This window comes from Kocuria rhizosphaerae, assembly GCF_044462265.1.
Taxonomy (GTDB): domain Bacteria; phylum Actinomycetota; class Actinomycetes; order Actinomycetales; family Micrococcaceae; genus Kocuria; species Kocuria rhizosphaerae.
In genome coordinates this window covers 1-24,565 of record NZ_JBISWL010000073.1, presented here as the reverse complement: position 1 = coordinate 24,565, position 24,565 = coordinate 1, and the positions used below count along the sequence as shown (strand labels likewise).

The following is a 24,565-nucleotide window of genomic DNA, read 5'->3' as shown; positions in this document are numbered from 1 at the left end:
CTGCGCCCTCGCAAGCCACCTGTACGGCCGGCGGAACGACGTACGAAGGACCTTCGAATTAATGGTAGATAGAAAGATAGCTAGATATCTGGCTGGCTAGGCAGCTTGCAAGCTGCCTATCTAGCGACCTTTCTAGCTGTCTTGGTACCGTGCAACCATGCAAACCCTCATGGTGTACAGCGAATCCGGTGGAGTCACCAAGACCACCACCGCCGTCTCCCTAGCAATGGTCGCAGCCTCCGAGGGACGTCAGGTCGTGCTCATCGACCTCGACCCCCGCGCAGCCTCCACCAAGTGGTTCGGCGTAGAGCCCTCGGCGGAAGGCATGCATGTCGGGGCGATCCTGGGCGACGAGAACCCCGAAGGTTGGGCCGAGGACCTCGCGGTGCCCAGCGGGTGGCACCCTAACCTCCGCGTGATTCCCTCGGCCCGCAATGTCTCCAACCGGGAGGCCGATCGGGCCGATCACGCGGAGCTGCGGCTGAAGATCTCCCTGACCGGTCTTCAGGCGGATGTGGTGGTCATTGACTGCCCCAACCGCCAAGGCGGACCTCTGACTCTCTCGGCGTTGAATGCGGCGGACACCGTGGTCTACGCGGCCACTGCCACCAGTGATGGCATTGACGGGGTGGATGGGGCGCGGCGGACGGTCGCTCAGTTCCGCCGGCACCGTCAGCAGTTGGGCGCCCCGGACACTCTCACGGAGGCTGGGATCGTGGTGGGTGGGGTGAAGGAGACCATCATGAGTCGCGCTGCGGTGGCTAGTCTCGAGGAGTTGCGGGTCACGGGATTGTTCTTGGAGCCGTTGATCCCGGATCGGGCCATTGTCCAGGAGGTGCGGATCTCGGGGGAGTGGTATGGCCAGTACCGTAAGGGCGCCCGCGTGCTGGACGCGTACGCTGCGATTGCGAAGCAGGTGCTGCGATGACCGAGAAGCCCGAGCGCCCCGCCTCGTTGCAGCGTCGCCGGCCTCGCCCGGCCCCGGATGAGCACATCGACCCGGTCGACTACACATCCCCTCGCGCTACGTCACCCCAGGTCTCGACACCGCCGGCGCGGGCGACACCGGTGGCGGAGTCCTCGGTGGACGCCCCCAAGCGCGGCCGCGGTCGGCCGCGGCGGGAACCCACGATCCAGCTGGGCGTGCGGGTGGCCCAGGACGTCTCCGATCTCATCGAGGAGCTCACCGAGCACGACGGCACCGCGAGAGCCGTGATCGAGAACGCCGTGCGCGCCTACGCCCAACAGATCAACCGATAGCACCCGACCCCCGGTAGGGGAGGGGCGCCGGGCGCGGGCGGCTTTCCCCTGGTCCACGACGAAGGGACCCGGCCCACCTCTGATGGGGGGCCGGGTTCTCTTCCTCTGGGGACAGGCGGCGGGATGGGGTGGGTGGTTCCGTGGGTCGTCGATCGACGCGGGTGCCCGCGCCCGGTCCGAAAGGAGTCAGGGCCACCCCCCAGCAGGATCCGTCGTCAGGGGCCGAAGGGACGACCAGCGCTGTCCAGTCTGGATGCGGGACATCCCGGGGGCACCGTGCCGGACAAGGCCCGTCAGCCCGTCATCGGCAGCCCACCGGTGCGGATCTCTGCTCACGGTGATGAGGTACCCGGTGCTCGAGCCCTGCCTGAGGGTGGGCCGCTGCGATGCCGCGGCCGTGGCCTGCCAGCACCAGGCCCCCCGTTGTCGCGGAACGCCCGGAAGGCCAGGGTCTATCGGGGTGGGGGAGTGGAGGGGCTACTGGGTGGCGGCGTAGTAGGCGTCCTTGATGGACTGGTGAACACGGCCGCGGTCAGAGACCTCGTAGCCGTTCTCCTTCGCCCAGGCCCGGATCTTCGCCGTCTCCGGGTTACCACCCGAGGACCGGGGCCCGGTGGTCCGGGCGGGTTTGTTCTGGGCCCGCCGGCCGGAGGCGACGAAGGGGCGCAGGGCCTCCCGCAGCTTCTCCGCGTTGGTGGTGGAGAGGTCGATCTCGTAGTGGCGGCCGTCCAGGCCGAACTGGACGGTCTGATCAGCCGGACCGCCCTCGAGGTCGTCCTCCAGAATGATCTGCACGCTCTGGGCCATCACAGCACCTTTCCCTCAGTCTTGTCATAGTCATTCGCCAAATGAACCCGCGCCGCGAAATTCTCCGGACGAACTCCGCTTGGATCCGAAGAGCGTATTCCTTCATCAATTGGGGCCATGGCACCCAGGGCGCCCCGGTGATCGTAATACTGTCCAGGGGCGTCTCAAACTGATGTTAGCTCCTATTTAAGTCTACTGTTGTCGTGGTTCCAAGCGCGCTGACCTTGTAGCTGATGGTGTCACCCTCGTACGTGAATTCTTTGGTGTCGTCGGTGGATGCCAGGAGCGCGGAGTCAGTCGCCGCAGCGTCCCTCTGTGAGGTCCATGTGTGCGGTTCACTCGCGTCGGTTGGCGCTTCGAACGTTCCTACCCAGTAGGTCGAGGTTGTATCGCCGCCGTCAGTAACCCATTCGATGGTGATTGTGTCGGTGGTGATCATGGCTTGCTGGTAGGAGTCCTCGCTGGTGGGGTTGCTCTGCTTCCATGCGCCGGCCAGGTCCGGAACGTGGGGCGTTTCTTCAGCGGTGTTGGAATCGGCAGCACTGGACGAGGTGGTGTCTGCTCCGCTGCATCCAGTCAAGGCAAGGGCAGCAGCAAGAGCCATAGGAGCGATGAGTCTTTTCATGAATTCACCATGGCACACGCATCTCGTGTTTCTATTATCACTGTCCGTGTCGCAGCAGGGTGGGCTATATCACGCGAAAAAGTAGCTTGGCTGGCCATCCTGATCTAAATGACAGTCGACCTGCTTCGCCAAGTCCGGTAGCCACCGCTTAGACCCCAGGGCCAGAGTATCCTGCAACCACAGCGGGGCTTTTACCAAGGGCCTTGAGGCCAGAACTCCCGGCGGGGTGACACCGGCCGGCCGTCAGTAGTACTCCCGGACGTACTCGACAGCCTTCTCGAAGACGTCGTTGTCGCGGATCTTGAACTGGACGTACAAAGTCCGTCGGAGTTCCTGGCGGACCAACTGGTCACCGCGGATGGTGGATTGCCAGCCTTCGAACCGGACTCCGCGGACGACCTCGTCGATCCGGTTCACGATGTTGTCGACGATGATCGGGGTGTCCTCGGTTTTCAGCGCCTCGAAGAGCTCGGTGAGCGCGGCTTTGCCCCGTTCCTCGCGCGGCACTTCGTTCACCGCTTTCTCGGCGGCGACCGTGTCCTTGGCCAGCTCGAGCAGTTCGCGCAGGAAGTCGAGGCTGGAATGTTGGATGTCGGCGTACTTCTCACGCAGCTTGTTGAGCCGTTGCCCGAGCTCCACGAAGACAGGGTTGGTCAGGTGGCGTGCGATGCGGGCGGTGATCTGCTTCTCGATGTCCTTAGGGGAGACGTCCTCTAGGCCCCGGCCCGCCATCAGGTCTTCGATCGTGGCCGCGTCGAGGACGATCGTCTCGGAGGACTGCGGGACCTCCACTCGGACGTGTTCGTTGATCAGATCGATGGTCTTGCTGCCGAGGGCGTGCCAGGCCAGGCGTCCGGCGATGTCGGAGGGTCGGACGGACTCGTAGACGTCCGTGAGCCACCGGTAGTCGTCGCGGTAGTCGCTCAGCATCGGGTCGGGACTGAGCGCTTCCCATAGCTGGGAGACGATGCTGTAGGCCAGGCCGAAGGCGTCCTTCTGTGCAGGATCTGCCAGGGCCGCCTGGGCTTGGACCAGGCCTTCGTAGCCACCGACCGTGCGGTCGACGCCGGGGAAGAAGCTCAGGGCCGAGGACATGGCTGGGCCCATCTGTTGTTTGAGTTCTTCGATGTTGGTGACGACCCGCTCTACCGCCGTCTCGTCGAAGGCCAGTGATTTGGCGACGTCGTCGAAGATGCCCAGGTAGTCCACGATCAGCCCGTGTGTCTTGTCCGGGGGATACACCCGGTTGGTGCGGGTGATGGCCTGCAAAAGGGTGTGCTCCTTGATCGGTTTGTCGAGGTACTGGCACTGCAGGATGGGGGCGTCGAAGCCGGTGAGGAGCTTCGCGGTGACGATGATGATTTTCAGTGGGTCAGCCGGGTCGTTGAACCTCGCGAGCACCTGCTCGAGCTCGTCGGCCCCGGGCGTCCACCGGGCCCAGGACGGTGAGTCCCCGCGGGACTTCGACATCACGATCGTCGAGGCCTCCGGACCGAGGTGCTTGTCGAGTTCTTCCTTATAGGCCACACAGGTGGACTTGTCGTAGGCCACGACCTGCGCCTTGAATCCGGACGGCTCGACCTTGGCCCGGAAGTGGCCGGCGATGTCGGCGGCGATCTTGGCGATGCGCGTCGGGGCCTTGATGAGCACCTCGATGGAGGCAGCCTTCTGCGACAAAGTCGACTTGTCCGCCTCGGAGAGCTCCCGGCCGGCCACCAACTCCTCGAAGGCCGTGTCGATGGCCTTCTGATCGATGTGGATCTCCGACAACCGCGGCTCGAAGTGCAACGGCAGCGTGGCGCCGTCACGGATGGAGTCCTGAAACGAGTACCGGGACAGGTACCCGCCTTGGTCATCCGGGGATCCGAACCACATGAAGGTGTTGCGGTCGCGCTTGTTGATCGGGGTGCCGGTCAGTCCGAACAGGAACACGTTGGGCAGGGCCTCACGCATTTTGCGGCCGTAGTCGCCCTCCTGGGATCGGTGTGCCTCGTCGACCATGACGATGATGTTGTCCCGTCTGTCCAGCACACCGGAGGTCTCTCCGAACTTGTGGATCGTCGTGATGACGATGCGCCGGGCACCCTGGCTCAGCAAGGACTGCAGCTGGGTCTGGGACTCGGTCGAGACCAGCCCTGGGACGTCGGAGGCGTGGAAGGTGCTGGTGATCTGGGTATCCAGGTCGATCCGGTCGACCACGATCAGGATGGTGGGGTTCGTCAGGGCGGCCATCGCGCGCAGCTTCAGCGCGGTGAAGACCATGAGCAGGGACTTGCCTGACCCCTGGAAATGCCAGATCAGGCCTTGTTTGACCTTGCCGTGCAGGACCCGCTCGACGATGAGGTTGGTGGCTTGAAATTGCTGGAACCGGGCGATGATCTTGATCTTGCGGTACTTCTTATCGGTGGCATAGATCGTGAAGAACCGCAGGAAGTCCAGGACCGCACCGGGGTTCAGGACGCCCTCGACCGCCTCCCGGACCGCATCCAGGCCGATTTTGGCCGGGGCGTCGTCATCGGTTTCCTCGTCTCGCCACGGGCCCCACAGCTCCACCGGCATCCCGACTGTGCCGTAGCGCAGGTCCTTGCCCTCAGTGGCGAAGGAGAAAACATTGGGCACGAAGAACTGCGGCACGCTCTTCTCATAGTCCTCGTGCACCTGGGCAGCAGCGTCGATCCAGGAGTACGCCGCGCGCACCGGGGTCTTAGCCTCACCGACAACCAGCGGGAACCCGTTGCACCACAGGACCAGGTCGAACCGCTTCTCGAGCCGGCCTTGCCGGAATGTCACCTCTGTGGACACCAGCCACTCGTTCGCTGCGGGGTCGTCGAAGTCGATAAGGCGCACCGTCGTATGTTCCCCGGCTGGCCCGAACGGCATCGATTTCTGACCGGTCAGCCACGCCATGACCTCCTCATTGGCGACGATCGGGTGAGGGCTGGTGCGGGCCGAGATCAGGACAGCGCGCAGGTTGTGGATCACCTCGTCGGCCTTTGCCGGATCCGTCTCGACCTCTGGGTTCAGCCGGATGAGCACGTCGCGTACCTGAGGTTCCAGTAGGACCTCGCTCGTTGCACGCGGCAAATCCTTGCTCTCGACGAGCGTGGCACCGAGCCCGGCGACGATGTCCCGCACGAAATCACGCACTGAGTTCGCCTCGTTAAACATTGGCATCAGCGACCTCCGAAGACATCAGCGAACAGAGCCTTGCGTAAATTGCCAAGTTTCGCAGCCTCCCTCAGAGCATCCGCGGTTACCCGATCGGCGGAATTGACTCGGCCGAGAAACGCCTCCTGCTCCTCGATAGTGGGCAGACGAACCTCCATAGCAGCGGCCCCGCCTGATCCGATGTGATGGATGTTCGTGCCCGATGCGGCACGCAAGAAGCGTCCCGTCTCAAAAGCCCATCGGCACCAGTGCTCGACGAACCCAGGCAACGTGACTCCCTCGATCGCGCGGTATCGCAGGAGAGTGTTCTGGAAGCACACGGTGCCTTCCATTTCACCTTTCCAAACGGCGGGCATACCGACCGCAGTGGCGCTGGCGCTGCCCTCAGAGACGAGGACATCACCCGGTTCCAGGGCGAACTTGGCCTGCTCGGTAGGGGTGAAGTTCATCGACTTAACGTCGTCAAGGGAGACCCCAGTGGAAGTAACGTTGGCCGACCGCAGGTACGGGACCAAGTGGTCTCCTTTTTCATGCTTGGGCGCGCGCTGTCGACCGATTATGATGTCGAACGCATCTGAAGCCGCAACGGGCCTACCATAGTGGCCCATGAACTTGGAGCGGATACTCTCTGCGACCTCAATTCCCCGTCCAGCGACCTGCCAAACCCCTTGATCGCAATTTTCAAGGGCCCACAGGAGGTTGGCGATGCGCTGCTGTTCACCCAGCGGTGGAAGGTTGAACTTGTAAGCCGCGAGTTCACCCCAGTTAAGGTATGGGTTTACTGACCCCCGCGAGTTAGAGATGGCGTACTCGTGGAAGCGTTCGGTCGTGAGAACGAATGGTAAAAACTCCTGGAGCATAATGCCTGGGTTCGTAGTTTCAAGAACGAAGGTCTTCTCTCCCGTGATCCCTTCGAAGTGAGGAACGGCGACTTTCCGAAGATACGTTCGGCGCGATACGTACAGCACGTGGCCGGGAGAGAACCGCTTATAGAACATCGGACCCATTGGATCACGTCCAATTTCGCCCCAGGTATGGATATGCAAACTGCCGCTCGGGATATGCTCCCCTGCCAAGAACCGTGAGAGTCCCGATGTTTCCGCATCGACCCGATCAGTGACATGTCTAACCACGTCGCCGAGGCGCACTTGATGCCAGGTGGATCTTTCGAGGGTCAGACTCATCATGAAGAGATCCCCTGCCGCAGCTGCTTCGTGAGCTCCTTGACCGTCGCCTCGGTGACGCGGGAGGCACTTCTCCAGCGGGCCAGGGCCTCAGTCACGCTGACCTGCGGGCGGTAGTCGGTACTGGTAGTCGGGCTCACATACTGGCGAATAGCTAGGCTGAAGTCCTTATCCGCGGCCTGCTCGAGGGTGGCGACGGCGGCGAATCCGTCCTGGTCCTGGAACGCCTGGTAGGCGTCCAGAATCTTGTTCTGGTGGTTCTCGCGTAGGAACGACTGGGCCTGCTCTCGGGCGAATTCGGCGACGGCGTTGATGAACAGAACCTTGCCCTGATGATCGGCGGGCTTGGTTGCCCGGAGTGTGATCACGACGGCTTCCATCGGGCTGTTGTAAAAGAGCCCGGGGCCGAGTCCGATGACGGCCTCGACCAGGTCGGACTTCACTAGGGCCTTGCGCAGGCTCGCTTCCTCGCGGCGGAACAGGACGCCGTGCGGGAAGAGGATGGCGGCGCGGCCGGTCTGCGGGTTGAGGCTTCTGGCGATGTGCTGGAAGAAGGCGTAGTCGGCCCGTCCCTGCGGCGGGACGCCCCAGATATTGCGCCCGTAGGGGTCCTTGGTGAACGCAGCACGGTTCCATGCCTTGATCGAGTACGGCGGGTTGGCCAACACCACATCGAAGGTCTGCAGCCCGCCGCGGGCGTTGTGGAAAGCGGGTCTGGTGAGCGTGTCGCCGTGGGCGATGTGGCCATCGGAGATGCCATGCAGAAAGAGGTTCATCCGGGCGATCGCGCTGGTCCCGTAGTTGAGCTCTTGGCCGTACAGTCGGACGTTGCGCCACTCCTTACCCTGGCTACGCAGCTCGGCTGCGGTGGAGATCAGCATTCCGCCCGTGCCGCAGGTTGGGTCGTACACCGACTCGCCCGGTTGCGGGTCGAGCATCCGGGTCATCAGGTGCACCAGGGTGCGGTTGGTGTAGAACTCCTGGGCGGTGTGGCCGGAGTCGTCGGCGAACTTCTTGATCAGGTACTCGTATCCCTGCCCGAGTTCGTCCTCCGGTAGGTTCGCCACCGACAGGGTCCGGGTGGAGAAATGCTCGATCAGGTCGCTGAGCGTGGCGTCGGGCAGCAGGTTCTTGTTGCCCCAGTCGCCGTCGCCGAAGACGCCGGCGAGGGTGTCCGGGTTGGCTGATTCGATGGCTCGCATTGCGGCCAGGATCGCCGGTCCGATATTGGTCGTGACGGTGCGGATGTCCTCCCAGTGGGCCCCGTCCGGGATGGCGAAGCGGTGGTTCTCCGGCAGGTCCGCCAGTTCCTCGTCGTCGTAGACCTCCATTGCGGCGGTGTGTTCCTCGTCGTACACGTCGGAGAGCCGCTTGAGGAAGACGAGCGGGAAGATGTACTGCTTGTAGTCGCCGGCGTCGATGAGACCGCGCAGGATGACAGCGGCGCCCCACAGGTAGTTCTCCAGCTCGCGCTGGGTGATTCTGGACGTGGTCATGACTGCACCTCCTGCTCGGACAGGCCCCACTTCGCCAGTTCCGCCTCGAGCGCGGCCCGGGTCTGGCGGGATTGTTCGTGGGCCGTCTCCAGCTCGCGCAGGGCGTCCTCGAGGGTGACCTCGTCCTCAATCTGCGCGGTGACGTAGAGGGGGATGTTGAGGTTGAAGTCGTTGGTAGCGATGTCGTCCAGGTCGGTCACGGTCGACAGCCCGTCCCGGTCGATGAACGACTCATAGACGGCGAGGATCGCGTCTCCGTGCTCGGGTTCGAGCGTGTTCTGGTTCCTGCCGCGTTTGAACAGTTGCTCGGCGTTCACGAACAAGACCTTGCCCTGGCGGTCGGGGGCCTTGTTTCTCCGCAGGATGAGCACGCACGCAGCTAGCCCCGTCCCATAGAACAGGTTGGGGGCCAGACCGATGACGGCCTCGATCAGGTCTTCTTGCAGCATGTGCTTGCGTATTGCTCGTTCGGCGCCGCCACGGAACAGTGCGCCCTGGGGTAAGACGACCGCGACTCGGCCGTTGCTGGGGACGGCGGAGGCCACCATGTGTTGCACCCACGCCCAGTCCGCGTAACCCTTCGGCGGGACGCCTCCGAGTCCGTTGCGACCCCAACGGTCGGCGGACCATGTCTCCTGCCCCCAGTTCTTTAGTGAGAACGGAGGGTTGGCGATGACGCAGTTGAAGCGTGCCAGCCGGGGGCCGTCGAAGAAGGCCGGCTCGCGCAGTGTGTCGCCGCGCACGACGCTGAAGTCCTCGACACCGTGCAGCAGCAGGTTCATCCGGGCGATGCCGGAGGTGGCGAGCACCTTCTCCTGGCCGTATAGCTTTCCCCACAAGGACCGCGGCTCGCCGCCGTTCTGCCGGACGTGCTCGATGACCTCGATCAGCATCCCGCCGGTGCCGCAGGCCGGATCGTAGATCGTCTCACCGGCTTGCGGGTCCAGAATGTTCACGAGCAGGGAGACCACGGAGCGGGGGGTGTAGTACTCCCCGGCCTTCTTGTTCGACTGGTCCGCGAACCGTTTGATCAGGTACTCGTACGCCTGCCCGAACACGTCCGGTGAGACAGAGGCGTTCGTCAGCGGACGGGCTGAGAAATGTTCGATGAGATCCAGCAGCCGCTCATCTGACAGCTTGTCTCTGTTGGTCCACGACGCGTTGCCGAAGATGCCGTACAGGACATCCGGGTTCGCCTTCTCGATCTGTCGGAAGGCGTTGACGAGAGCTTGCCCGACGTTGGTTGTCCGGGCGCGCACGTCATCCCACAGGCACCCTTCCGGGATGACGAACCGGTGGTTCTCGGCGAACGACGCGAAGTCGTGGTCACCGCCGGACTCTGCCAGCGCCTGCCCGTACTCCTCCAAGTAGACATCGCTGATTCGCTTGAAGAACATCAACGGGAAGATGAACGACTTGAAGTCGGCCTGGTCGATCGAACCGCGCAACAGGTCGGCCGCCCCGGCGAGATGGTTTTCGAGCTCGGTCAACGACAAGGGCGGTCCCGTCGGGATGAGCGAACGCGCGATCGCCTCTGCCTCTTCCTGTGTCAACCTGGTCCTCTCATGATCTACAACCGGGGATCTCCGCCGGCCATCGTCAACCTACCTCGCGAGCCAAACACACTCGGGTCCCACCCGCGCAGGCACCACCAAGAGAGTGTCCGCGGGCGGTTGTTGAAGGGGCAGTGTCAGCCCCGATAGCAGGACCTCCAGGTCTGGGATGCCGTCGAAGCTGGTGCCCGCCCGCGCCTCGTCGCCGAACAGGACTGTGACCAATCGACATGTCCGTACTCGTGTACACGGTCAGCGTGCTCGACCGGTTCCGGGTTGGGAGTCGCCTGTTGCGTTGAGGTACACCCATATGCAACGGTTCGACTGGTCTGGATTTTACGTAGCGTTAGAGTCCTTCAGGGTTTTGCGCATCGATACCGTGCAAAGATCTAGACATGGTGCAACAGATCGGGCAGCGGATCGGGTACGCCCGGGTGTCGAGCACCGACCAGAACCTTGCCCGGCAGCTGGCCACCCTTGGTGAGGTGAACCGCCTGTTCGAGGAGAAGCTGTCCGGGGCTCAGCGTGTCGGGCGCACCGCCTTGGCGGACATGATCAGTTGCGCCCGTGACGGGGACACGGTCGTGGTCTCTTCGATGGATCGGTTGGCTCGGTCGGTGGTGGATCTGAATCAGATCGTGGGAGAGCTGATCACCAAGGGAGTGGCGGTGGAGTTCCTCACCGAGCGGGTCACCTTCCGCCCCGGGACTACGGACCCGTTCGCGGAGTTCCAGCTGAACATCATGGCCTCCTTCGCCCAGCTCGAGCGGGCCATCACCAGGGAGCGGCAGGCTGACGGTATCCGTGCGGCCAAGGCCCGTGGCGTCTATCGGGGCAGGGTGCCCAAGCTGACCGGTGAGCAGCTGGTCACGGCGCGGGAGCTGATTTCCGCCGGGGTGCCTAAGGCCGAGGTTGCCCGCCGGCTCAGCGTCGACCGGTCCACCCTGTACCGGGCGCTGGCTCGTGATGCATGAGGATCACGTGCGGAGTACTTGGGTCATCTGTGCAGCCGACTTCGGAAGATGGCATTTGCGGCCACGGGTGTTCCAACAGGCGTTCAGGCGGGTGCGGTGCCGCAGAGTCGTCGTCTTCCGCACGCCGTTGCTCGTGTGTCTCTACGGTGCGTCGTCGGGGTCGCGTCGGTCGATGTTGATGAGCAGGAGGAGTCCGATGGTGCCCCAGCTTCCCAGGGCGAGGAGGAGCCAGTCGCGGTGGGTGATCCAGTGGTAGGCGCCGATCAGGAAGATGAGGATGATTACTGTCCTGATGACCGTGATGATCAGTCGCGTCACTTGGTGGTAGGTCCATGGGGTTCCTCGTGGGGATGGCATTGTCGTTCCGGTCTGCTGGGGGGTGAGCTGGTGCTGGATGACCTCACGTCTGTGCGGCCTCTCGTGGCGGGGGCAGTGTCTCGGTCGCCTCAGGTGAGGTCGTCGATGAGGCGGGCGAGGATGTCGTTCATGGCCAGGAGTCCGATCAGTTCGTTGCCGTGGATCACGATCAGGCGGTTGAGGTGGAACCGGGTCATGAGCGCGGCGGCCTGGTGGACGGAGAGGTCCGCGCCCACGGTGACGGCCGGTTTCACCGCGGCGTCGTAGACGTTCAGGAGGTCGACATCGCCTTCCTCGGCGACGATGCTGCGCAGCAGTTCGGTGTAGGAGAGCAGCCCGTAGGCGTCGTGGGGGTTCTGTGGGTCCACTACGAGGCTTTTGACCCTGCGGGTGCGCATGGTCGACAGGGCCTCGCGCAGGGTGGCGTAGGGGGAGATGGTGATGACGTCGGGCACCATGACGTCTTTGACGGTGAGCATGTCGTCCTCCTGCGGTTGTCGGAAGGGGGGGCGGGGTTCAGTCGTTCTCGCGGCGCATGCGGGCTTCGAAGCTGGCGACCTGGCGCATGTCGATGCCGGTCAGGTGCTCGATGGGCACGGTGAGGGCGATGCCGTGGGAGTTCTCCCCGTCGGTCAGCGTCTCGTGGAGCACTTTCAGGATGGGCACGGCCAGGTGGGAGCCGACGACCATGAGCAGCACCGATTGGGAGCCTTCGAAGGTGAGGCCGAAGAACGTCTTCTTCAGCTGTCCCCCGATGCCCTTGCCGGCCAGGATGGTCACCCCGGTGGCCCCGGCACCCTGGGCACGCTCGATGATGGCGTCCTCCAGGTCGGGGGGAGCGATGACGACGAGGGCGGTGAACTTCATGGCGCTTCCTTCTTCTGCAGGACGGTGAGCCGTTCCCGGATCATGGCGTAGATCAGGACGGAGATGATGGGGAAGATCGAGGCGAAGGCGATCAACCCGAAACCGTCGATCAGCGGGTCCCGGCCCTCGATCGCGGTGGCCAGCCCGATGCCCAGGGCGGTGACCAGCGGCACGGTGATCTCCGAGGTGGTGACACCGCCCAGGTCGAAGGCCAGGGCGACGATGTACTTCGGGGCGATCAGCACCAGGAGGATGACGGTGGCGTAGGCGGCCATGATGAAGTAGTGCAACGGCCCGCCGACGAGGATGCGGTAGGTGCCCACGGTGATGCCCACCGCCACACCGGCGGCCACGGCCAGGCGGATGGCGGTGGCGGTGATCCCGGCCGGGGAGACCTGCGCGGCTTGTTCGCCGATGGCCAGCAGGGCCGGTTCGGCCATGGTGGTGGCGAAGCCGATGAGCAGGGCGAAGAGCAGGATCAGGCCGGTGTGATCGTGGTCGATCAGCTGCTCGGCCATGAGTGTGCCGATGGGGAAGAGACCGAGCTCGAGCCCGATCACGAAGGCGTAGAGGCCCACCAGCACCATGGTGAAACCCACGACCACGCGCCCGGGGTGGTTGAGCCGGCGTCGCAGGAGCACGTACTGGAAGAACAGGACCACCAGCACCATGGGCAGGATCTCCCGGACCATCTCCGCCAGCCCCAGGATCAGTTCCAGCCCCCAGTGCCGGTGCCCCTCCTCACCGCCGGTGTCGGGAACACCGGAGGGGTCGGTGAAGGTGTAGACCCAGATCCCGTACAGCTGCACCCCGATCATCGGGACCATCACACACAGGCCCACGAGCCCAAAGCCGTCACGGAAGGCGCTGCGGCCCCGGATGGAGCTGGCCAGCCCGAGCCCAATGGCCGCGACCAGGGGCACGGTCACCACATTGGTGGTCACCCCGCCGGAGTCGTAGGCCAGTCCGACGATCTCGGCCGGCGCCACGTAGGTGACCGCGATGACCACCAGGTATCCGGGGATCAACAGTCGCTGGACCGGCCAGCCCCGCAGGATCCGCAGGATCCCCAGGATCAGCACCAGGCCCACGGACACGGCGATCACCAGGCGCAGGGTGAGCCCGTTGAGCCGGCCCTGGCTCACCAGTTCGGCCTGCTCGGCCACGGCGATCAGCGCCGGTTCGGAGACCACGGCGGCGAAACCGATGGCGAAGCCGAACGGCAGCAGGAATCCCAGTGCCCCGCGCCGGGCGAACTGGTTGGCCAGGTTCTTGCCCACGGGGAACACGCTCAGGTCCAGCCCGTGCAGGAACAGGGCAATGCCCACCCCCACGATCAGCAGCCCGCCCGCCAGGCTCACCGGGTCCTGCGGCATCTGCCGGAACACCACCAGCTGGAAGGCCACGACGACGACCACGATGGGCAGGAGGTTCTTCAGCGCCTTCAGGAACTCGTGGGCGAAGTGGCTGAGGTGCTCCATCGAGGATCAAATCCCCTGCTGTGACGGTCTGAGAACAGGCCTGAACCCCAGTCTGTCGGAACCCGACCGGGGCGTCCACAGATCTTCCTCGCCCCGGCCACGCCGCCTTGTAGCAAGGACGCCGACCATGCCGCCAACCTCGGCCGCGCGCGGCCGACGGCTCTCAGGCGGCGCCCTCGTGGTCTTGCAAGGCTGGGGATGCGGGACGTCTCATCCGGAAAATTTTCGCCCGCATGTTTCCGCGGTTCGGCCCGTCTCGCAGCTATGTGCTTTATCCATGTCCCTAGAATCGGATACTCAACGTTGGTTGCGAGACAGATGAGGTGGACGTGGGGAAGCTAATCGGGTATGCGCGCGTGTCGACACGTCAGCAGGACGCAGACCGTCAAGGGTCTGACCTCCTGCATGCCGGCGTGCGGCGCGATGACCTCTACGTGGACTATGGAGTGTCTGGAGGACGCGCATCCCGCCCTGAGTTCGACAAGGCCGTGGCCTCCCTCGAGGAGGGCGACACTCTGGTCATCACCACGCTGGACCGGTTGGGGCGCTCAACCCAGAACATGCTCGCCTTCGCCGAAGCGCTACGGGGTAGGGGAGCGGGATTGCGGGTGCTCAACCTCGGTGGGGGAGACGTGGACACGGCGACCCCGATGGGCTCGATGGTCTTCACAGTCATGGCCGCCCTGGCCCAGATGGAGCTGGAGATCAAGCGGGAGCGGATCACCGATTCGGTGGCCAAGCGCCGGGCCGCCGGCAAGGATCTCGGCGGTCGGCGTCAGGCCTTCACCGACTCCCAGATCCGCAACGCCCTCCGACTGATCGACGGTGGGGAGCCGGCCACCCAGGTCGCCCGCGACCTCGGTATGTCGAGGGCCACCCTCTACCGGCGGATCCGGGAACTGCCGCAAGTGACGACCATCTGAGGTCGTCATCTCCTGTGGACATCGTGATGCGTATGGCGCGCCTGAGCGGGCACCCCCATATGGGCGGGTCATACGGGCATCAACCGCATCCGGTTTCCTGTCTCCGGATCATGATGTAGACCCGCAGCCGCAAGAGGTCCCTCATACGTACGTCACCGGGAGCACCCGGAAGACGCGAGGTCAGGATTGTGCGGCCCCGCCCAAGACGAATTGTGCGCCGGTGTCGCGGAGCATGGTGTAGGGATCGATCCACTCCACCCCCATCGCGTCGCAGGCATCCGGGATCAGGATGCGCCGACGGGAATTGGGGTTGGGCCGCTCATGAGTCACCACGGTGTGAGCGTGAGCGTGAGCGTAAGCGACGAGTTCAAAGTCGGCTGCCGCGAAGAAGTCCGAAACAGCCGCCGGCGTGAAGTCGTTCGAGTCCGCCCACTGTGCCAGCCGTTGCATGCTGGGCACCATGGTCTGATCTGGGGTTAGGAAAAGTGAGCTGCGTCCGCCGATCCAGGCGGCGAGCTCATCGGCGCCGACGACCAGTTCCTGGCGGACTTTGCTGGTGCTGCACAAGATTCCCGCGGTGTGGCCCTGGTCCAGCCACTCCCAGAAGGCAGGAACGAAGTCGAAGCCGTAGTGCAGGTTCTTGGCAGTGATGAAGATGTTGGCGTCCAGCAGATACATCTATGCCACCCCTACCTGTTCCCCAAGGCGGACAAAGGTTTCATGCTTCCTCGTTCCCAGCAGTCGGAAGGCATCGCGGTGAAGCGTGCGCCCACTCTTGGTGTCGTTGATGAGGGCTCGGGCGAAGCGCCGGCTGACCCGTAGCGGTTGAGTGTTGTAGTAGTTGCCGCCCGGCGTCTTCCTCTGCTGCGCCAGCAGAGCCATGACGCGGGACAGTTCCTCGTCGTAGGCAGCGCGGTAGGCATCCCAGTCCAGTAGGTCGGCGTCGAAGATCCTCTTGAGGACGACGAGGGTGCTGACCTTGTACATCCGGGCTAGTCGATCCAGCTCTTCCGTGCTCACGGCACCGCGGTAGTCGGAGCGAAGGGCGGCCAGCGGCACCAGAACTTCGGCGGCTACTTGGTTGCACCACAGCTCGATGGCGTTGCCGTCCGCGCGTCTCATGGTGGCGTCGGTCAGAGCGCTTTGTCCTAACCAGAGGTGGCATACCTCGTGGATCAGGGTAAAGATTTGGGCGGCTTTGGTATCGGCGCCGTTGACGAAAACAAGCGGGGCCAGGGGGTCGGAAAGGGCGAATCCTCGAAACTCGCCAGGGTCCAGTACTCGATGGGTGTTGTTGCCGACAATGCCGCTGACCATGACCAGGATCCCGGCTTCCTCGGCAGAGTCGATCAGGCGGCGCAATGCCTCGCTCCAGTTCGCATCCTGGGCGCGGTCACGATCGGTGAACTGCAGTACCTCGCGAATCCGATCGGCGGTCTCGACCACGGGTCCGTCCACGGTGGCGGAGCCGATGAAGGGCAACGGCTCCGCTCCGCTGATCAAGGCGTGCTGGCGGTACCACTCCTGACGTTGTTCACAGATGAAGATCGTCTCGAGCAGATCCGGGCTGGGGTGATCGACCTGGTGGTTGCCCACGGTGCGGAAGTCAGGGATGGGCACTTTGTCAACGGGAGGTTCGGCCAGGAAGAAGGAACCGAAGGGCGTGAACGTGGCCTGGGCGAACTGCTCCAATTGGTGAAACGTGGGCTGGCGATCGCCTCGCTCCCAGGCCTCAAGTTCGGGGAAGCGGTGCTCAAGGTCCTCCGGAGGGCGTCCGGAGCGTTCCGCCGCCCACCGCAACACCGCGGGGGCAACCGGAACCCGGAAGACCGCCATCGGTGCGTCCTTTCATTGCTGACCTGTTCTCTGCATCGTATCCGGGGCTGCTCGTCGGGCCGGGGGAACGGCACACAGAGTGATCGAGATCCATTGTCGAAGCCCCATAAGGCTGTGCAAGGGCTCACGAGCCGCTAGTCACATCCCCGCACTTGAGCCAGTCGTCGCGGTGGGGCTTCCAGCGGTTTCGCCGCTTCGGTCCGCCAGATGGTGACCTGCTGCCGTCCGCAGCTTGGAGCTCTACGGTGGGGCCATGGCGTCTTTGCACCCCTTCCGAGGGGACGGCCCGCGCACCTCGAACGAGCAGGAGTTCCTCGACGCCCTCGCCGCGTATATCACCGGCTGGGCTGCCTCCGGAGTCTCCGCGCAGTCCTTTGAGGTGGTCGCCCGGATACACCCGCTGGTGGTGATGACCGACGTCCCGGACGTGGACGTGCCGGCGGGGACGTGCACCCTGCAGGTCGGGTACTGGGATGACCGTCAGGGGTGCCGGGCCCTGCAAGGGGAGTGGGGGGATGAGTACCTTCTGGACAGCCATGTGTACAGCAGCGATGGGCTGACCGTCTTCGGTCTCCACGAGGAGCCGGCCGCCTACGGGGCCTTGGCCGGCAAGTGGTTGGAGCGGCAGCTGCAGCGCCGGGTGGATCGTCAGGATTGGATCCGCAAGGGCAGGCTCGTCCAGTCCCGATGGGTGCTGCCCGACACCGGCAAGCGGGTGGCGCAGACCGTCAACACTAATTGGTTCGTTCGCGGTGCCCCGGATCGAGTCACCCGCGTCCGCTGAGCTCTGGGGCCGCCCCCACTCGGCAGTGCAGTAGGGGTTCCCTCGCCGGCGCCCCCATGGGACAACCTGAGCTCGTTGGACGCAAATCTGTGGGACTGGACCTCCCATCATCGGGTTGCCCACGATGCCCAGATGAGACCACGTGGGCGCCTTGTCATCTCCCGAGACAGCAAGACTCATGCCTCGTCACCATGGCGCTCCTGGGAGCCTTGGCCCCGCCTAGGAAGCATGTTCAGCGTCGGGACGAGGACAACGACCAGGCCGATCACGAAAGGGACCCAGATGGCTTCGCCCCACATGGTGTAGACGACAACTCCGAAGAGGGTCAGGTAGGCCACATAGGACACGATCAGAAGCACTATCTTGCTCCTCTTGCTCATGGCGCCCCTTCCCTTCAATTCCCGATCCCTCCAGCGCGGCTCCAGAGAAGGCTTATCGTGCTTGAACGATTGGCCCTCCGGATCTCCAGGACCTGTCGGGCCGCGAGGAGCATTCCGGCCAGCAGCGGTGGCAGCGCGGGCAACTTCCGCAGCTTGGATCCAGGCACCATCATCGCCGCCGCGAATCCCGTGGGGGGTAACTCCAGAACGCCGATTCCGCATCCATCTCGGCTCCCTCGATGTTCTCGGTTCTAAAGGTTGCCCTGCGGACCATCGGGGTTTTCGCGCCGTTTGCGTTGCCGCGCTTCGTAGCGCTCCCGTTCGCGCTCCTGCATCAGCTCATATCGCTGCCGTTGGGCCTCGTAGCGGGCGGTGTTGGCGGAGGCCTCATCGGCTTGGGCTCGGCGGAACATGCGGAATCCCAGCACCAGCATCAGCACGCCGAAGGTCAGAAAGCTCCCACCGAGCCAGTACGGGGAGAGCATGAACGCCTCCGCCGAATTGAAGACGGAGACGGCGCCGATCCCCACCAGCGCACCGCCGATGCCACGGCGCACCCCACTTGTCATGGACCCCACCCCCTGTGAGCTGTGTGAGTTCCACGCTACACAGGCGTGTGTGTCCGGGAACGGCGGGACGGCTGGCGACGGCGTAGTCACTTCGGGGGTCAGCGACCGTCGGAGCCCGGAACACGCACAGGAGTGCGGGACAGCAACCGACCCCTTCAAACGTCAGTTCACGAATGTTGCACCAGGGGTTTGGATCGTGCAGCGATGCGGCGGCGGACGGTGTGGTTCATCAGCGCCGAGAAGGTCAATCAGGCCCGGCATCGGCTGGCCAAGGGAAGTCGTGGTGGGCGCCCGCCGGCCTTCGACGAGGCGTTGTACCGAGGTTGGAGCGCGATCGAACGGTGCTTCAAGCGGCTCAAGCAGTTCCGCGACCTGGCCACTCGGTACGCCAAACGCACCGCCTACTACCGGGCGGAGATCCACATCGGTGCCACCGTGCTGTGGTTGAGGTGGAGCCGCGGATCGGGCCCTACCAGCGGCGCCCGGTCAGGCGGACGACGGCGTCGATGACGAGGGTGATCAGCCCACCGATTAACAGCAACCCCCCGATCATGAGGAGCGCGCTCGGGGCGAAGAGGACCCCCATGTCGTTGGTGCGGCCGATGATGACGAGCCCAATCATGGGGAGGGTGATGAGGACGCCGATCCCAGTGAGTATGAGAGCTGCCTGGCGAAGCGTTCTGGTCGGTTTCATGCTGCGCCCTGTCCCCTGGTGTGAACCTGGTGGAGGGAAGATACCGCCGCGCTTCGGCCGGGGTCGAGGGTTTCTGGTGCGCCACCCCGATGTCCCGTGTGGCCTGCAGTGGTGTGCCGTCATGATTCGCAGGACAGACCGTAGGTGCGGTAGGGGTTCCCGTTTGTTCGTCCCGATGGCGGTCCTTTGGTGGGGTCCCTTCATGGTTCACGGATCAAGCACGACCGCAGTAGCTCACCAGAAGTCGTCCTCGTCCTTGTCGCCTTCGCGTCGACCGGCGTATCGCTTCACGAGTCCTACCCCGAGCCCGACGCCGAGGTAGCCCGCAATGATCCCTCCGGGGAAGTCGCCAGTGACGAGGTAATAGCCCGCCCCGATGGCGAGAAGTGGAATCAATGACCAGAGCATCCACTGGAGATGCTTGTTGCCGCGCATGATGCGCCCCCGTCCCCCTCGGTCTGTTTGCCATAGCATATGCGTAGCTGGATGGCCCCGGAGCGGGCCCGGGGGAGGAAGGACCAGCACCATGGGGGAGAGCGTCCAATCGGGAGGACCGCGGGTCGCTGCCGGTTTCTGGGTGGGGGCAGTGGTGACCGGGGTGCTGCTGGCCGCGGTGTTCTGGTGGGCGGGCCTGCCGTGGTGGTTCGCCGTACTGGCCGGGGCCTGCCCCGTCTTGTTCCTGGGAGGCATCGTGCTCGCGGCCCAGCGGTCCCGGAAGGCCGGGGAGCAGGCGGATCCCGGGGCCTACGGGATCACCGCGGACGGGCTTCGTACCCGCGGGCACCTCGAGGTGGACCGGGACGTCTCCGAACTGCCGGAGCTGGTGACCCAGGCGGTGGACCCGCTGCGGGGCTTCGAGCTCACCTCGATCGATGACCGTGGAGCCCGCCTCGAGACGGGCCCGTCGGCCCGGACCTTCGGTCTGGTGATCCGATTGCGCTTCACCTCCCTCACCCCGGGCGAGGGTGCCTCCGCACGTTCCCGGATCGAGGCCTCGTCCTTACCGGCGATCAAAACCGCCGTCTCCGACTTCGGGGACGGCCGCTGACGCCTCGCCGCCCTCTTCGACGCCCTGGCGCAGCAGGCTGCTGCGGGCACCACCACACCGGCTGACTGACCACCCGCAGTGGCGTGGTCGATGAGGGAGCACCCACGATGACGACGACCGATCCCACGGCCCCGGCCTTCGACGGCACCCGCCGCTCCATGTACGAGATGGGCTTCCACCCCTTCGGCCAGTGGTGGTCGACCCTTCCCACCGGAGCCCAGATCGCCCTCGTGCTGGGGTTCGTCGTGGCGATGGTCGCCGCGATCTGGTGGGCGGTACGACACGAGCGGCGCCACACGCCGGCACCCCAGGAGGGAAAGCGGCCCAAGAGGGCCGGACCCGGGAGAAGCGCCAGCCCCGGCTCCTGAACGCCTGCCACATGTGGATCGACGGCCTCAGGGAGGCCCGCGACAAGGCCTCTTCTCGTGCGCCCTCCCCGAGACCCGGACGGTGCCGAAGAGTCCACAGCCCTCCCGGTTCCCTATCGCCCGCACGAGTGCTTGGCTGAGCTCATCGGGGACGGAGGGGGCCACGTGGACACCTACAGCAAGCCCCCCAGCGGGAACTGGCGGTGGTGGTTCGTCGGCCTGGCCGGACTGCTGCTGATCGCACAGATACTGTGGGGGCTCACGGATGGCTGGGACTTCTCCCGCACCCTCGGCGTCATGGCCGCGGCGGCCATCGGGCTGTCCTTCCTGCTCCAGATCCGAGAGGCCCGCCGGAAACGTCAGCAGGAATAGCGCGGCCGGATGCTCCCGAACGCCCCGGGCGACCGCCATGAGGACAGCTCATGAGCGCACAAGGCACACCGCGAGGCAACAACCGGGTCCCGTGGACCCTCTGGCTGACAGTCGCGCTGCTGATGGCCTGGGTAGTTCTCGGCTTCATCGGCGGGTGGGAGCTCTTCCACATTCTCGGCACCGCAGCGATGGCCGCCCTGCTCCTGGGTCTCCTCCGTCAGATCCGGCACGTTCGCCGGAAACGCTCGCCCGGCGACCAGCTGGAGGGAGCGGATGAGCCGATCGTCTGAACCCATCGGGACGCCCGCTCTCCTGGTTCTGGCGGCTTTTCTCGGCGTCGGGGTGCTGAGCATCCTCAGCACCGGGATGTTCCGGCTGTTCGAGGGTCTCGTCTTCACCGGCGCCTCGTGGATGGCACTCGGTGCGCTTGTCGCATACGGCGGGGTCAGGTTCCTGCGGGAGCAGTGGCCGCGCTGAATCCACACAGAGGGCGTCACACCATGTTGGATCACTGATGCCCCGTGCATGGCGGCGGCGCCTTCGTTGACCGTGCTCCCGTTCCGGGGGACGCGGTGGCGGGGAGCTCTGCTGCCGTATTTCATGACCACGGACAGTGTGCAACCGCAAATGTGTGTCTGTTTGCCCGGTTTCCCTCCCTGGTAGGCAGGGACCATGAGCCGCCCGATTGCCGCATGCCCCGCCGGGGTCACCCGATGAGCGAGAAGCCGCGCACGTCGACCACCGCGGTCGTCGTCCTTGCCGTCCTGTTTTTGGCGGGGTTCGTGGTGCTGCGCTGGGTGGAGCCGCCGTGGTGGGTGTGGTTGCCGGCCTTGGGTGTCCTGGCCGTCGCAGGAGTGGTGTTCGCCCGGTTCGCCGCCCACGCCCCACGGCACGAGCGCTTCACTCTCGAGGACCGGTGGGCCACCGGGTTGCCGGTGTCCGAGGCGCTGGAACGGATCGCCGTCCACTTCGACGGTGACGGCGCGGCCGTCCACCGGGGGCAGGAGGAGATCACCGTCGAGTTGGGCTCCGATCCGAAGTTCCGGTTCCTGGGCGTGGAGTCCGCCCGGGGCCGGCGGGCGTTTCCCTCGACCCTGACTGTCACCGGTGCCGCCGCCGAGGAGGGGGCCGTGCTGTCGGCACGGGCGAGGGACGATCTCGGGTGGTACCTGATCATGCGGCAGGGCGCGCCCCGGTGGGCGGCCGAACGCAACGCCCACCTGATCGACACCTGCCGCCGCCTGACCCAGGAGGAGGCCCACGAGGCTCCGGAGGCCGGAGCCACCCACCTGGGGCGCCTGACCGCAGAAGAACCCGACCCTGGGCCGGGGCCGATGGACGCGCTGAACATCTCCAACCTGGTCCGGCTCTGGACCGCCTGGCTGATCGTGACGGTGCTGCTGCTGGTCACGGAGGTGGACGTGCCCATCGGGATGTACGCGGCGATCACCGGGGTCGCCGTGCTGCTGTCGGCGTGGCTGTGGTGGGCCGAACGCCGGCGGAAGACCAAATGGGCCGCACGACACCAGGACCTCCGATGAGGCCGGCGCACCGCATCGGGACGGCCACGGTGCTTCAGCGGTCCGGAGCGATCCACTGGCGCGCCCACCGTTGGCCGCATCGTTGCGCCACCACCGTCCCCGTACCAGTGAGGGAGCACCGGCCATGACCAGTTCCTCGTCCCCGTCCCCGGGCAACTCCGGCCACCCCGACGAGCCCTCCCACGGCCACCCGCCTCGGGACACTCCCGCCGGCGGTCCCTCCGGGGCGGGCCCGGGCCAGCAGCACGGCCGAGCACCCGCCCCGGCGCAGCTCAAACGGCTGCTGGTCCTGACGGTGGCCTCGGGTGTGCTGTACGTGCTCCTCGGTGTGGTGGTCATGGTCATGTTCGCCACGATGGACTTCGCCCAGGTGTATCAGCGGATGGGTGTGCCGGCCGAGGAGGCCGGCCAGATGGGCACCATGGTCGAGCGGATGCGCGGCTTCTCGCTGGCCTCCGGGTTGCTCACCCTGGCCGTGCTGGTGGGGTTGTACGTCATGGAGTACGTGTTCCTGCGCAGAGGCGCGAACTGGGCACGAATAGTGGGGATCGTGCTGGCGATCCTGAGCTCCGTGACGTTCCTGGGCAATCTCTTCGGGTTCTGGCTCTACGGGCAGTGGGCGATGGTGCTGATCGCCATCGGCGTGGCCTTCATCGCGGTCAACATCGCCTGGCTGGTGACCGCCTTCCAAGCCCCGATCCGTGACTGGTTCACCCGTCAGCGCTACACCGGGTGACCCGCCCGCACCCGGGGCGGGCCAGCTGGGCTCGTGAGGACAGTCCAGGGCCAGTGAACGTCAGGAGGAGCACACCATGAGCGAGCCGTTGGTGCACATCGAGAACTTCCGGATGGTCTTCGGGGCCACGGCCGTGATCGAGGACCTGTCCTTCGACGTGGCCGCGGGGGAGACCTTCGGGCTTCTGGGCTCCAACGGGTCGGGCTGAACTGTCCTGGGTCTGGTGGAGACGTTGATCTAGCAAGGAGACTGGGATCATGTCTGCACCACGCAAGTACGACGCCGCCACGGTGGACCGGGCGGTGAGGATGTACCGGGAGCGTCAGGACGAGACCGGGGAGTCGAAGCTGGAGTCCCGCCGCCGGATCGGGGAGCTGCTGGGCATCAATCAGGCCACGTTGCGCAACTGGATCGAGCGCTCCGAGGTCGATGCCGGCACCCGGGTCGGGGTGACCTCCTCCGACAACGAGGAGCTCAAGCGCCTGCGGAAGGAGAACGCTGAGCTCAAGCGGGCCAACGAGATCCTCAAGACCGCCTCGGCGTTTTTCGCGGCGGCGGAGCGAGACCGCCTCATCAAGTGATGATCGACTACATCGACGCCTACCGGGGTCGGTTCGGGGTCTCGCCGATCTGCTCCGTGCTCGCCGCGCACGGGTACCGGATCGCCCCGTCGACCTACTACGCGGCCAAGGCCCGCGGGGTCTCGGCGGCGGTGCTGGAGGAGGCCTACGCCGCCGAGGCGGTCTACGACCTCTACCGGGCCAACCGCAGCCTCTACGGCGTGCGCAAGCTCTGGCACACGGCCCGCCGCGCCGGGCTCCACCTGGGCCGGGACCAGGTCGGGAGGCTGATGCGCATCACCGGGATCACCGGGGTCGTGCGCGGACGCCACCACACCGTCACGACGGTGGCCGATGAACGAGCACCGCGGCACCCGGACCTGATCGGGCGGGCCTGGGCGACCCCGAGTCGCCCGGACCAGTGGTGGGTGGCCGACTTCACCTACGTGTGGACCTGGTCCGGGTTCGTCTACGTCGCCTTCGTCACCGACGTGTACTCCCGGGCCATCCTCGGCTGGCAGGTGACGGCCTCCAAGCACACGGCACTGGTGTCGACGGCCCTTCAGCAGGCGCTGTTCACGCGTCGGCGCACCGACGTCACCTTCACCTCCACGGGCCTCGTTCACCATAGCGATGCCGGGTCCCAATACACGTCGCTGACGTTCACCGAGGCGTTGCTGGAAGCCGGGATCGCCGGGTCCATCGGGACCGTGGGCGATGCCCTGGACAACGCCTTGATGGAGTCCACCATCGGGCTCTACAAGAACGAGCTGATCGAGCTCAACCGCCGCTCCTGGCGCACTCGCGCGGAGGTCGAGACCGAGACCGCCGACTGGGTCCACTGGTACAACGCCCACCGGCTGCACTCCGCGATCGGCTACCGGCCCCCGCTCGAGCACGAAGCGAACTATCGTGAACACCACCAGGCCACCGCGGTCGCGGCGGCCTGACCGGAGTCTCCACCAGACCCAGGACAGTTCAG

29 protein-coding genes, 1 pseudogene and 1 other annotated feature are annotated in these 24,565 nt (G+C 65.3%); of the genes and pseudogenes, 14 read left to right on the top strand and 16 right to left on the bottom strand.

All coding sequences use genetic code 11. The annotated features are described in order from the left end of the window. The first annotated feature begins 157 nt into the window (after window positions 1-157). Both ACH9EU_RS08580 and ACH9EU_RS08575 read left to right on the top strand, forming a co-directional pair. Window positions 158-928: an AAA family ATPase gene (locus tag ACH9EU_RS08580; protein ID WP_396413519.1), complete on the top strand. Its 771-nt coding sequence runs from the start codon at window positions 158-160 to the stop codon at window positions 926-928. After that, a complete protein-coding gene (locus ACH9EU_RS08575) occupies window positions 925-1,260 on the top strand; it encodes a hypothetical protein (RefSeq protein WP_396413518.1) in 336 nt (111 codons plus the stop codon). Before ACH9EU_RS08580 ends, ACH9EU_RS08575 begins: the two co-directional genes overlap by 4 nt. Window positions 1,261-1,737: 477 nt before the next feature. Here the strand turns inward: ACH9EU_RS08575 and ACH9EU_RS08570 are convergent, their stop codons facing one another. The 6 genes from ACH9EU_RS08570 to ACH9EU_RS08545 all read right to left on the bottom strand — a co-directional run bounded on the left by ACH9EU_RS08570 (window position 1,738) and on the right by ACH9EU_RS08545 (window position 10,093). Beyond that, the gene (locus ACH9EU_RS08570; protein ID WP_396413517.1) at window positions 1,738-2,067 is read right to left on the bottom strand and encodes an Lsr2 dimerization domain-containing protein; all 330 of its coding nucleotides are present in this window, start codon (window positions 2,065-2,067) and stop codon (window positions 1,738-1,740) included. Window positions 2,068-2,242: 175 nt separating this feature from the next. Beyond that, window positions 2,243-2,692 (bottom strand): hypothetical protein, encoded by a 450-nt coding sequence (locus tag ACH9EU_RS08565; RefSeq protein WP_396413516.1) that lies wholly within the window; start codon window positions 2,690-2,692, stop codon window positions 2,243-2,245. Between the two features lie 243 nt (window positions 2,693-2,935). Continuing rightward, window positions 2,936-5,860 carry an HsdR family type I site-specific deoxyribonuclease gene (locus ACH9EU_RS08560; RefSeq protein ID WP_396413515.1) on the bottom strand — a complete coding sequence of 975 codons (2,925 nt, stop codon included), beginning with the start codon at window positions 5,858-5,860 and terminating at the stop codon, window positions 2,936-2,938. A 5-nt stretch (window positions 5,861-5,865) separates the two neighbouring features. Then, window positions 5,866-6,858, bottom strand: a complete 993-nt coding sequence (locus tag ACH9EU_RS08555) for a restriction endonuclease subunit S (RefSeq protein ID WP_396413514.1) — start codon at window positions 6,856-6,858, stop codon at window positions 5,866-5,868. Between the two features lie 185 nt (window positions 6,859-7,043). Next, complete coding sequence (locus ACH9EU_RS08550; protein ID WP_396413513.1) at window positions 7,044-8,540, bottom strand: type I restriction-modification system subunit M; 1,497 nt, start codon at window positions 8,538-8,540, stop codon at window positions 7,044-7,046. Beyond that, window positions 8,537-10,093 (bottom strand): type I restriction-modification system subunit M, encoded by a 1,557-nt coding sequence (locus tag ACH9EU_RS08545; protein WP_396413512.1) that lies wholly within the window; start codon window positions 10,091-10,093, stop codon window positions 8,537-8,539. Before ACH9EU_RS08545 ends, ACH9EU_RS08550 begins: the two co-directional genes overlap by 4 nt. A 395-nt stretch (window positions 10,094-10,488) precedes the next feature. On the opposite strand from ACH9EU_RS08545, the gene ACH9EU_RS08540 reads away from it, so the two are divergent. Beyond that, window positions 10,489-11,067, top strand: coding sequence for a recombinase family protein (locus tag ACH9EU_RS08540; RefSeq protein ID WP_396413511.1), 579 nt, complete (start codon window positions 10,489-10,491; stop codon window positions 11,065-11,067). Between the two features lie 141 nt (window positions 11,068-11,208). On the opposite strand, the gene ACH9EU_RS08535 is transcribed toward ACH9EU_RS08540, so the two are convergent. The 4 genes from ACH9EU_RS08535 to ACH9EU_RS08520 all read right to left on the bottom strand — a co-directional run bounded on the left by ACH9EU_RS08535 (window position 11,209) and on the right by ACH9EU_RS08520 (window position 13,772). Further along, window positions 11,209-11,385: a hypothetical protein gene (locus ACH9EU_RS08535; RefSeq protein WP_396413510.1), complete on the bottom strand. Its 177-nt coding sequence runs from the start codon at window positions 11,383-11,385 to the stop codon at window positions 11,209-11,211. 128 nt (window positions 11,386-11,513) lie between these two features. After that, window positions 11,514-11,903, bottom strand: a complete 390-nt coding sequence (locus ACH9EU_RS08530; RefSeq protein ID WP_396413509.1) for a CBS domain-containing protein — start codon at window positions 11,901-11,903, stop codon at window positions 11,514-11,516. A 37-nt stretch (window positions 11,904-11,940) separates the two neighbouring features. Next, window positions 11,941-12,291 carry a P-II family nitrogen regulator gene (locus tag ACH9EU_RS08525; RefSeq protein WP_396413508.1) on the bottom strand — a complete coding sequence of 117 codons (351 nt, stop codon included), beginning with the start codon at window positions 12,289-12,291 and terminating at the stop codon, window positions 11,941-11,943. Then, on the bottom strand, window positions 12,288-13,772 hold the full coding sequence (locus tag ACH9EU_RS08520) for a DUF1538 domain-containing protein (protein WP_396413507.1): 1,485 nt from the start codon (window positions 13,770-13,772) through the stop codon (window positions 12,288-12,290). The genes ACH9EU_RS08525 and ACH9EU_RS08520 overlap by 4 nt, the downstream gene beginning before the upstream one ends. 329 nt (window positions 13,773-14,101) lie before the next feature. Here ACH9EU_RS08520 and ACH9EU_RS08515 point away from each other — a divergent pair, with 329 nt between their 5' ends. Next, window positions 14,102-14,695: a recombinase family protein gene (locus ACH9EU_RS08515; protein WP_396413520.1), complete on the top strand. Its 594-nt coding sequence runs from the start codon at window positions 14,102-14,104 to the stop codon at window positions 14,693-14,695. Window positions 14,696-14,875: 180 nt separating this feature from the next. Here the strand turns inward: ACH9EU_RS08515 and ACH9EU_RS08510 are convergent, their stop codons facing one another. Then, window positions 14,876-15,373 carry a DUF4411 family protein gene (locus ACH9EU_RS08510; protein ID WP_396413506.1) on the bottom strand — a complete coding sequence of 166 codons (498 nt, stop codon included), beginning with the start codon at window positions 15,371-15,373 and terminating at the stop codon, window positions 14,876-14,878. After that, window positions 15,374-16,531, bottom strand: a complete 1,158-nt coding sequence (locus tag ACH9EU_RS08505) for an ImmA/IrrE family metallo-endopeptidase (protein ID WP_396413505.1) — start codon at window positions 16,529-16,531, stop codon at window positions 15,374-15,376. It lies immediately after the preceding gene. 253 nt (window positions 16,532-16,784) lie between these two features. Here ACH9EU_RS08505 and ACH9EU_RS08500 point away from each other — a divergent pair, with 253 nt between their 5' ends. Beyond that, the gene (locus ACH9EU_RS08500; RefSeq protein ID WP_396413504.1) at window positions 16,785-17,315 is read left to right on the top strand and encodes a hypothetical protein; all 531 of its coding nucleotides are present in this window, start codon (window positions 16,785-16,787) and stop codon (window positions 17,313-17,315) included. A gap of 176 nt (window positions 17,316-17,491) precedes the next feature. On the opposite strand, the gene ACH9EU_RS08495 is transcribed toward ACH9EU_RS08500, so the two are convergent. The 4 genes from ACH9EU_RS08495 to ACH9EU_RS08480 form a co-directional block, all read right to left on the bottom strand. Continuing rightward, window positions 17,492-17,695, bottom strand: a complete 204-nt coding sequence (locus ACH9EU_RS08495; protein ID WP_396413503.1) for a hypothetical protein — start codon at window positions 17,693-17,695, stop codon at window positions 17,492-17,494. Between the two features lie 251 nt (window positions 17,696-17,946). Next, window positions 17,947-18,252 (bottom strand): hypothetical protein, encoded by a 306-nt coding sequence (locus ACH9EU_RS08490; protein WP_396413502.1) that lies wholly within the window; start codon window positions 18,250-18,252, stop codon window positions 17,947-17,949. A gap of 481 nt (window positions 18,253-18,733) precedes the next feature. After that, complete coding sequence (locus tag ACH9EU_RS08485) at window positions 18,734-18,886, bottom strand: hypothetical protein (RefSeq protein WP_396413501.1); 153 nt, start codon at window positions 18,884-18,886, stop codon at window positions 18,734-18,736. Window positions 18,887-19,192: 306 nt separating this feature from the next. Further along, the gene (locus ACH9EU_RS08480) at window positions 19,193-19,393 is read right to left on the bottom strand and encodes a hypothetical protein (RefSeq protein WP_396413500.1); all 201 of its coding nucleotides are present in this window, start codon (window positions 19,391-19,393) and stop codon (window positions 19,193-19,195) included. A gap of 91 nt (window positions 19,394-19,484) precedes the next feature. Here ACH9EU_RS08480 and ACH9EU_RS08475 point away from each other — a divergent pair, with 91 nt between their 5' ends. The 9 genes and pseudogenes from ACH9EU_RS08475 (at window position 19,485) to ACH9EU_RS08435 (ending at window position 24,533) form a co-directional block, all read left to right on the top strand. Beyond that, window positions 19,485-20,006, top strand: coding sequence for a hypothetical protein (locus ACH9EU_RS08475; RefSeq protein WP_396413499.1), 522 nt, complete (start codon window positions 19,485-19,487; stop codon window positions 20,004-20,006). A gap of 107 nt (window positions 20,007-20,113) precedes the next feature. Next, window positions 20,114-20,374: a hypothetical protein gene (locus ACH9EU_RS08470; RefSeq protein WP_396413498.1), complete on the top strand. Its 261-nt coding sequence runs from the start codon at window positions 20,114-20,116 to the stop codon at window positions 20,372-20,374. A gap of 165 nt (window positions 20,375-20,539) precedes the next feature. Beyond that, complete coding sequence (locus tag ACH9EU_RS08465) at window positions 20,540-20,746, top strand: hypothetical protein (RefSeq protein ID WP_396413497.1); 207 nt, start codon at window positions 20,540-20,542, stop codon at window positions 20,744-20,746. A 50-nt stretch (window positions 20,747-20,796) separates the two neighbouring features. After that, complete coding sequence (locus ACH9EU_RS08460) at window positions 20,797-21,036, top strand: hypothetical protein (protein WP_396413496.1); 240 nt, start codon at window positions 20,797-20,799, stop codon at window positions 21,034-21,036. Then, window positions 21,020-21,223: a hypothetical protein gene (locus tag ACH9EU_RS08455; protein ID WP_396413495.1), complete on the top strand. Its 204-nt coding sequence runs from the start codon at window positions 21,020-21,022 to the stop codon at window positions 21,221-21,223. Before ACH9EU_RS08460 ends, ACH9EU_RS08455 begins: the two co-directional genes overlap by 17 nt. Before the next feature lie 236 nt (window positions 21,224-21,459). Further along, on the top strand, window positions 21,460-22,287 hold the full coding sequence (locus ACH9EU_RS08450) for a hypothetical protein (RefSeq protein ID WP_396413494.1): 828 nt from the start codon (window positions 21,460-21,462) through the stop codon (window positions 22,285-22,287). 124 nt (window positions 22,288-22,411) lie between these two features. Beyond that, entirely contained in the window at window positions 22,412-23,023 is a 612-nt protein-coding gene (locus ACH9EU_RS08445; protein ID WP_396413493.1) for a hypothetical protein, read from the top strand. A 76-nt stretch (window positions 23,024-23,099) separates the two neighbouring features. Further along, window positions 23,100-23,228 (top strand): annotated as a pseudogene (locus ACH9EU_RS08440) (ABC transporter ATP-binding protein); the annotation flags it as partial. Window positions 23,229-23,280: 52 nt separating this feature from the next. After that, window positions 23,281-24,533, top strand: a protein-coding gene (locus ACH9EU_RS08435; protein ID WP_396413490.1) for an IS3 family transposase whose coding sequence is annotated in 2 segments (ribosomal slippage) — window positions 23,281-23,575 and window positions 23,575-24,533 — 1,254 coding nt in all. Because the reading frame shifts where the segments join, the coding sequence is not laid out codon by codon here. Further along, window positions 23,562-23,693, top strand: a sequence feature (AL1L pseudoknot). It overlaps the preceding gene by 132 nt. Window positions 24,534-24,565: the final 32 nt, after the last annotated feature.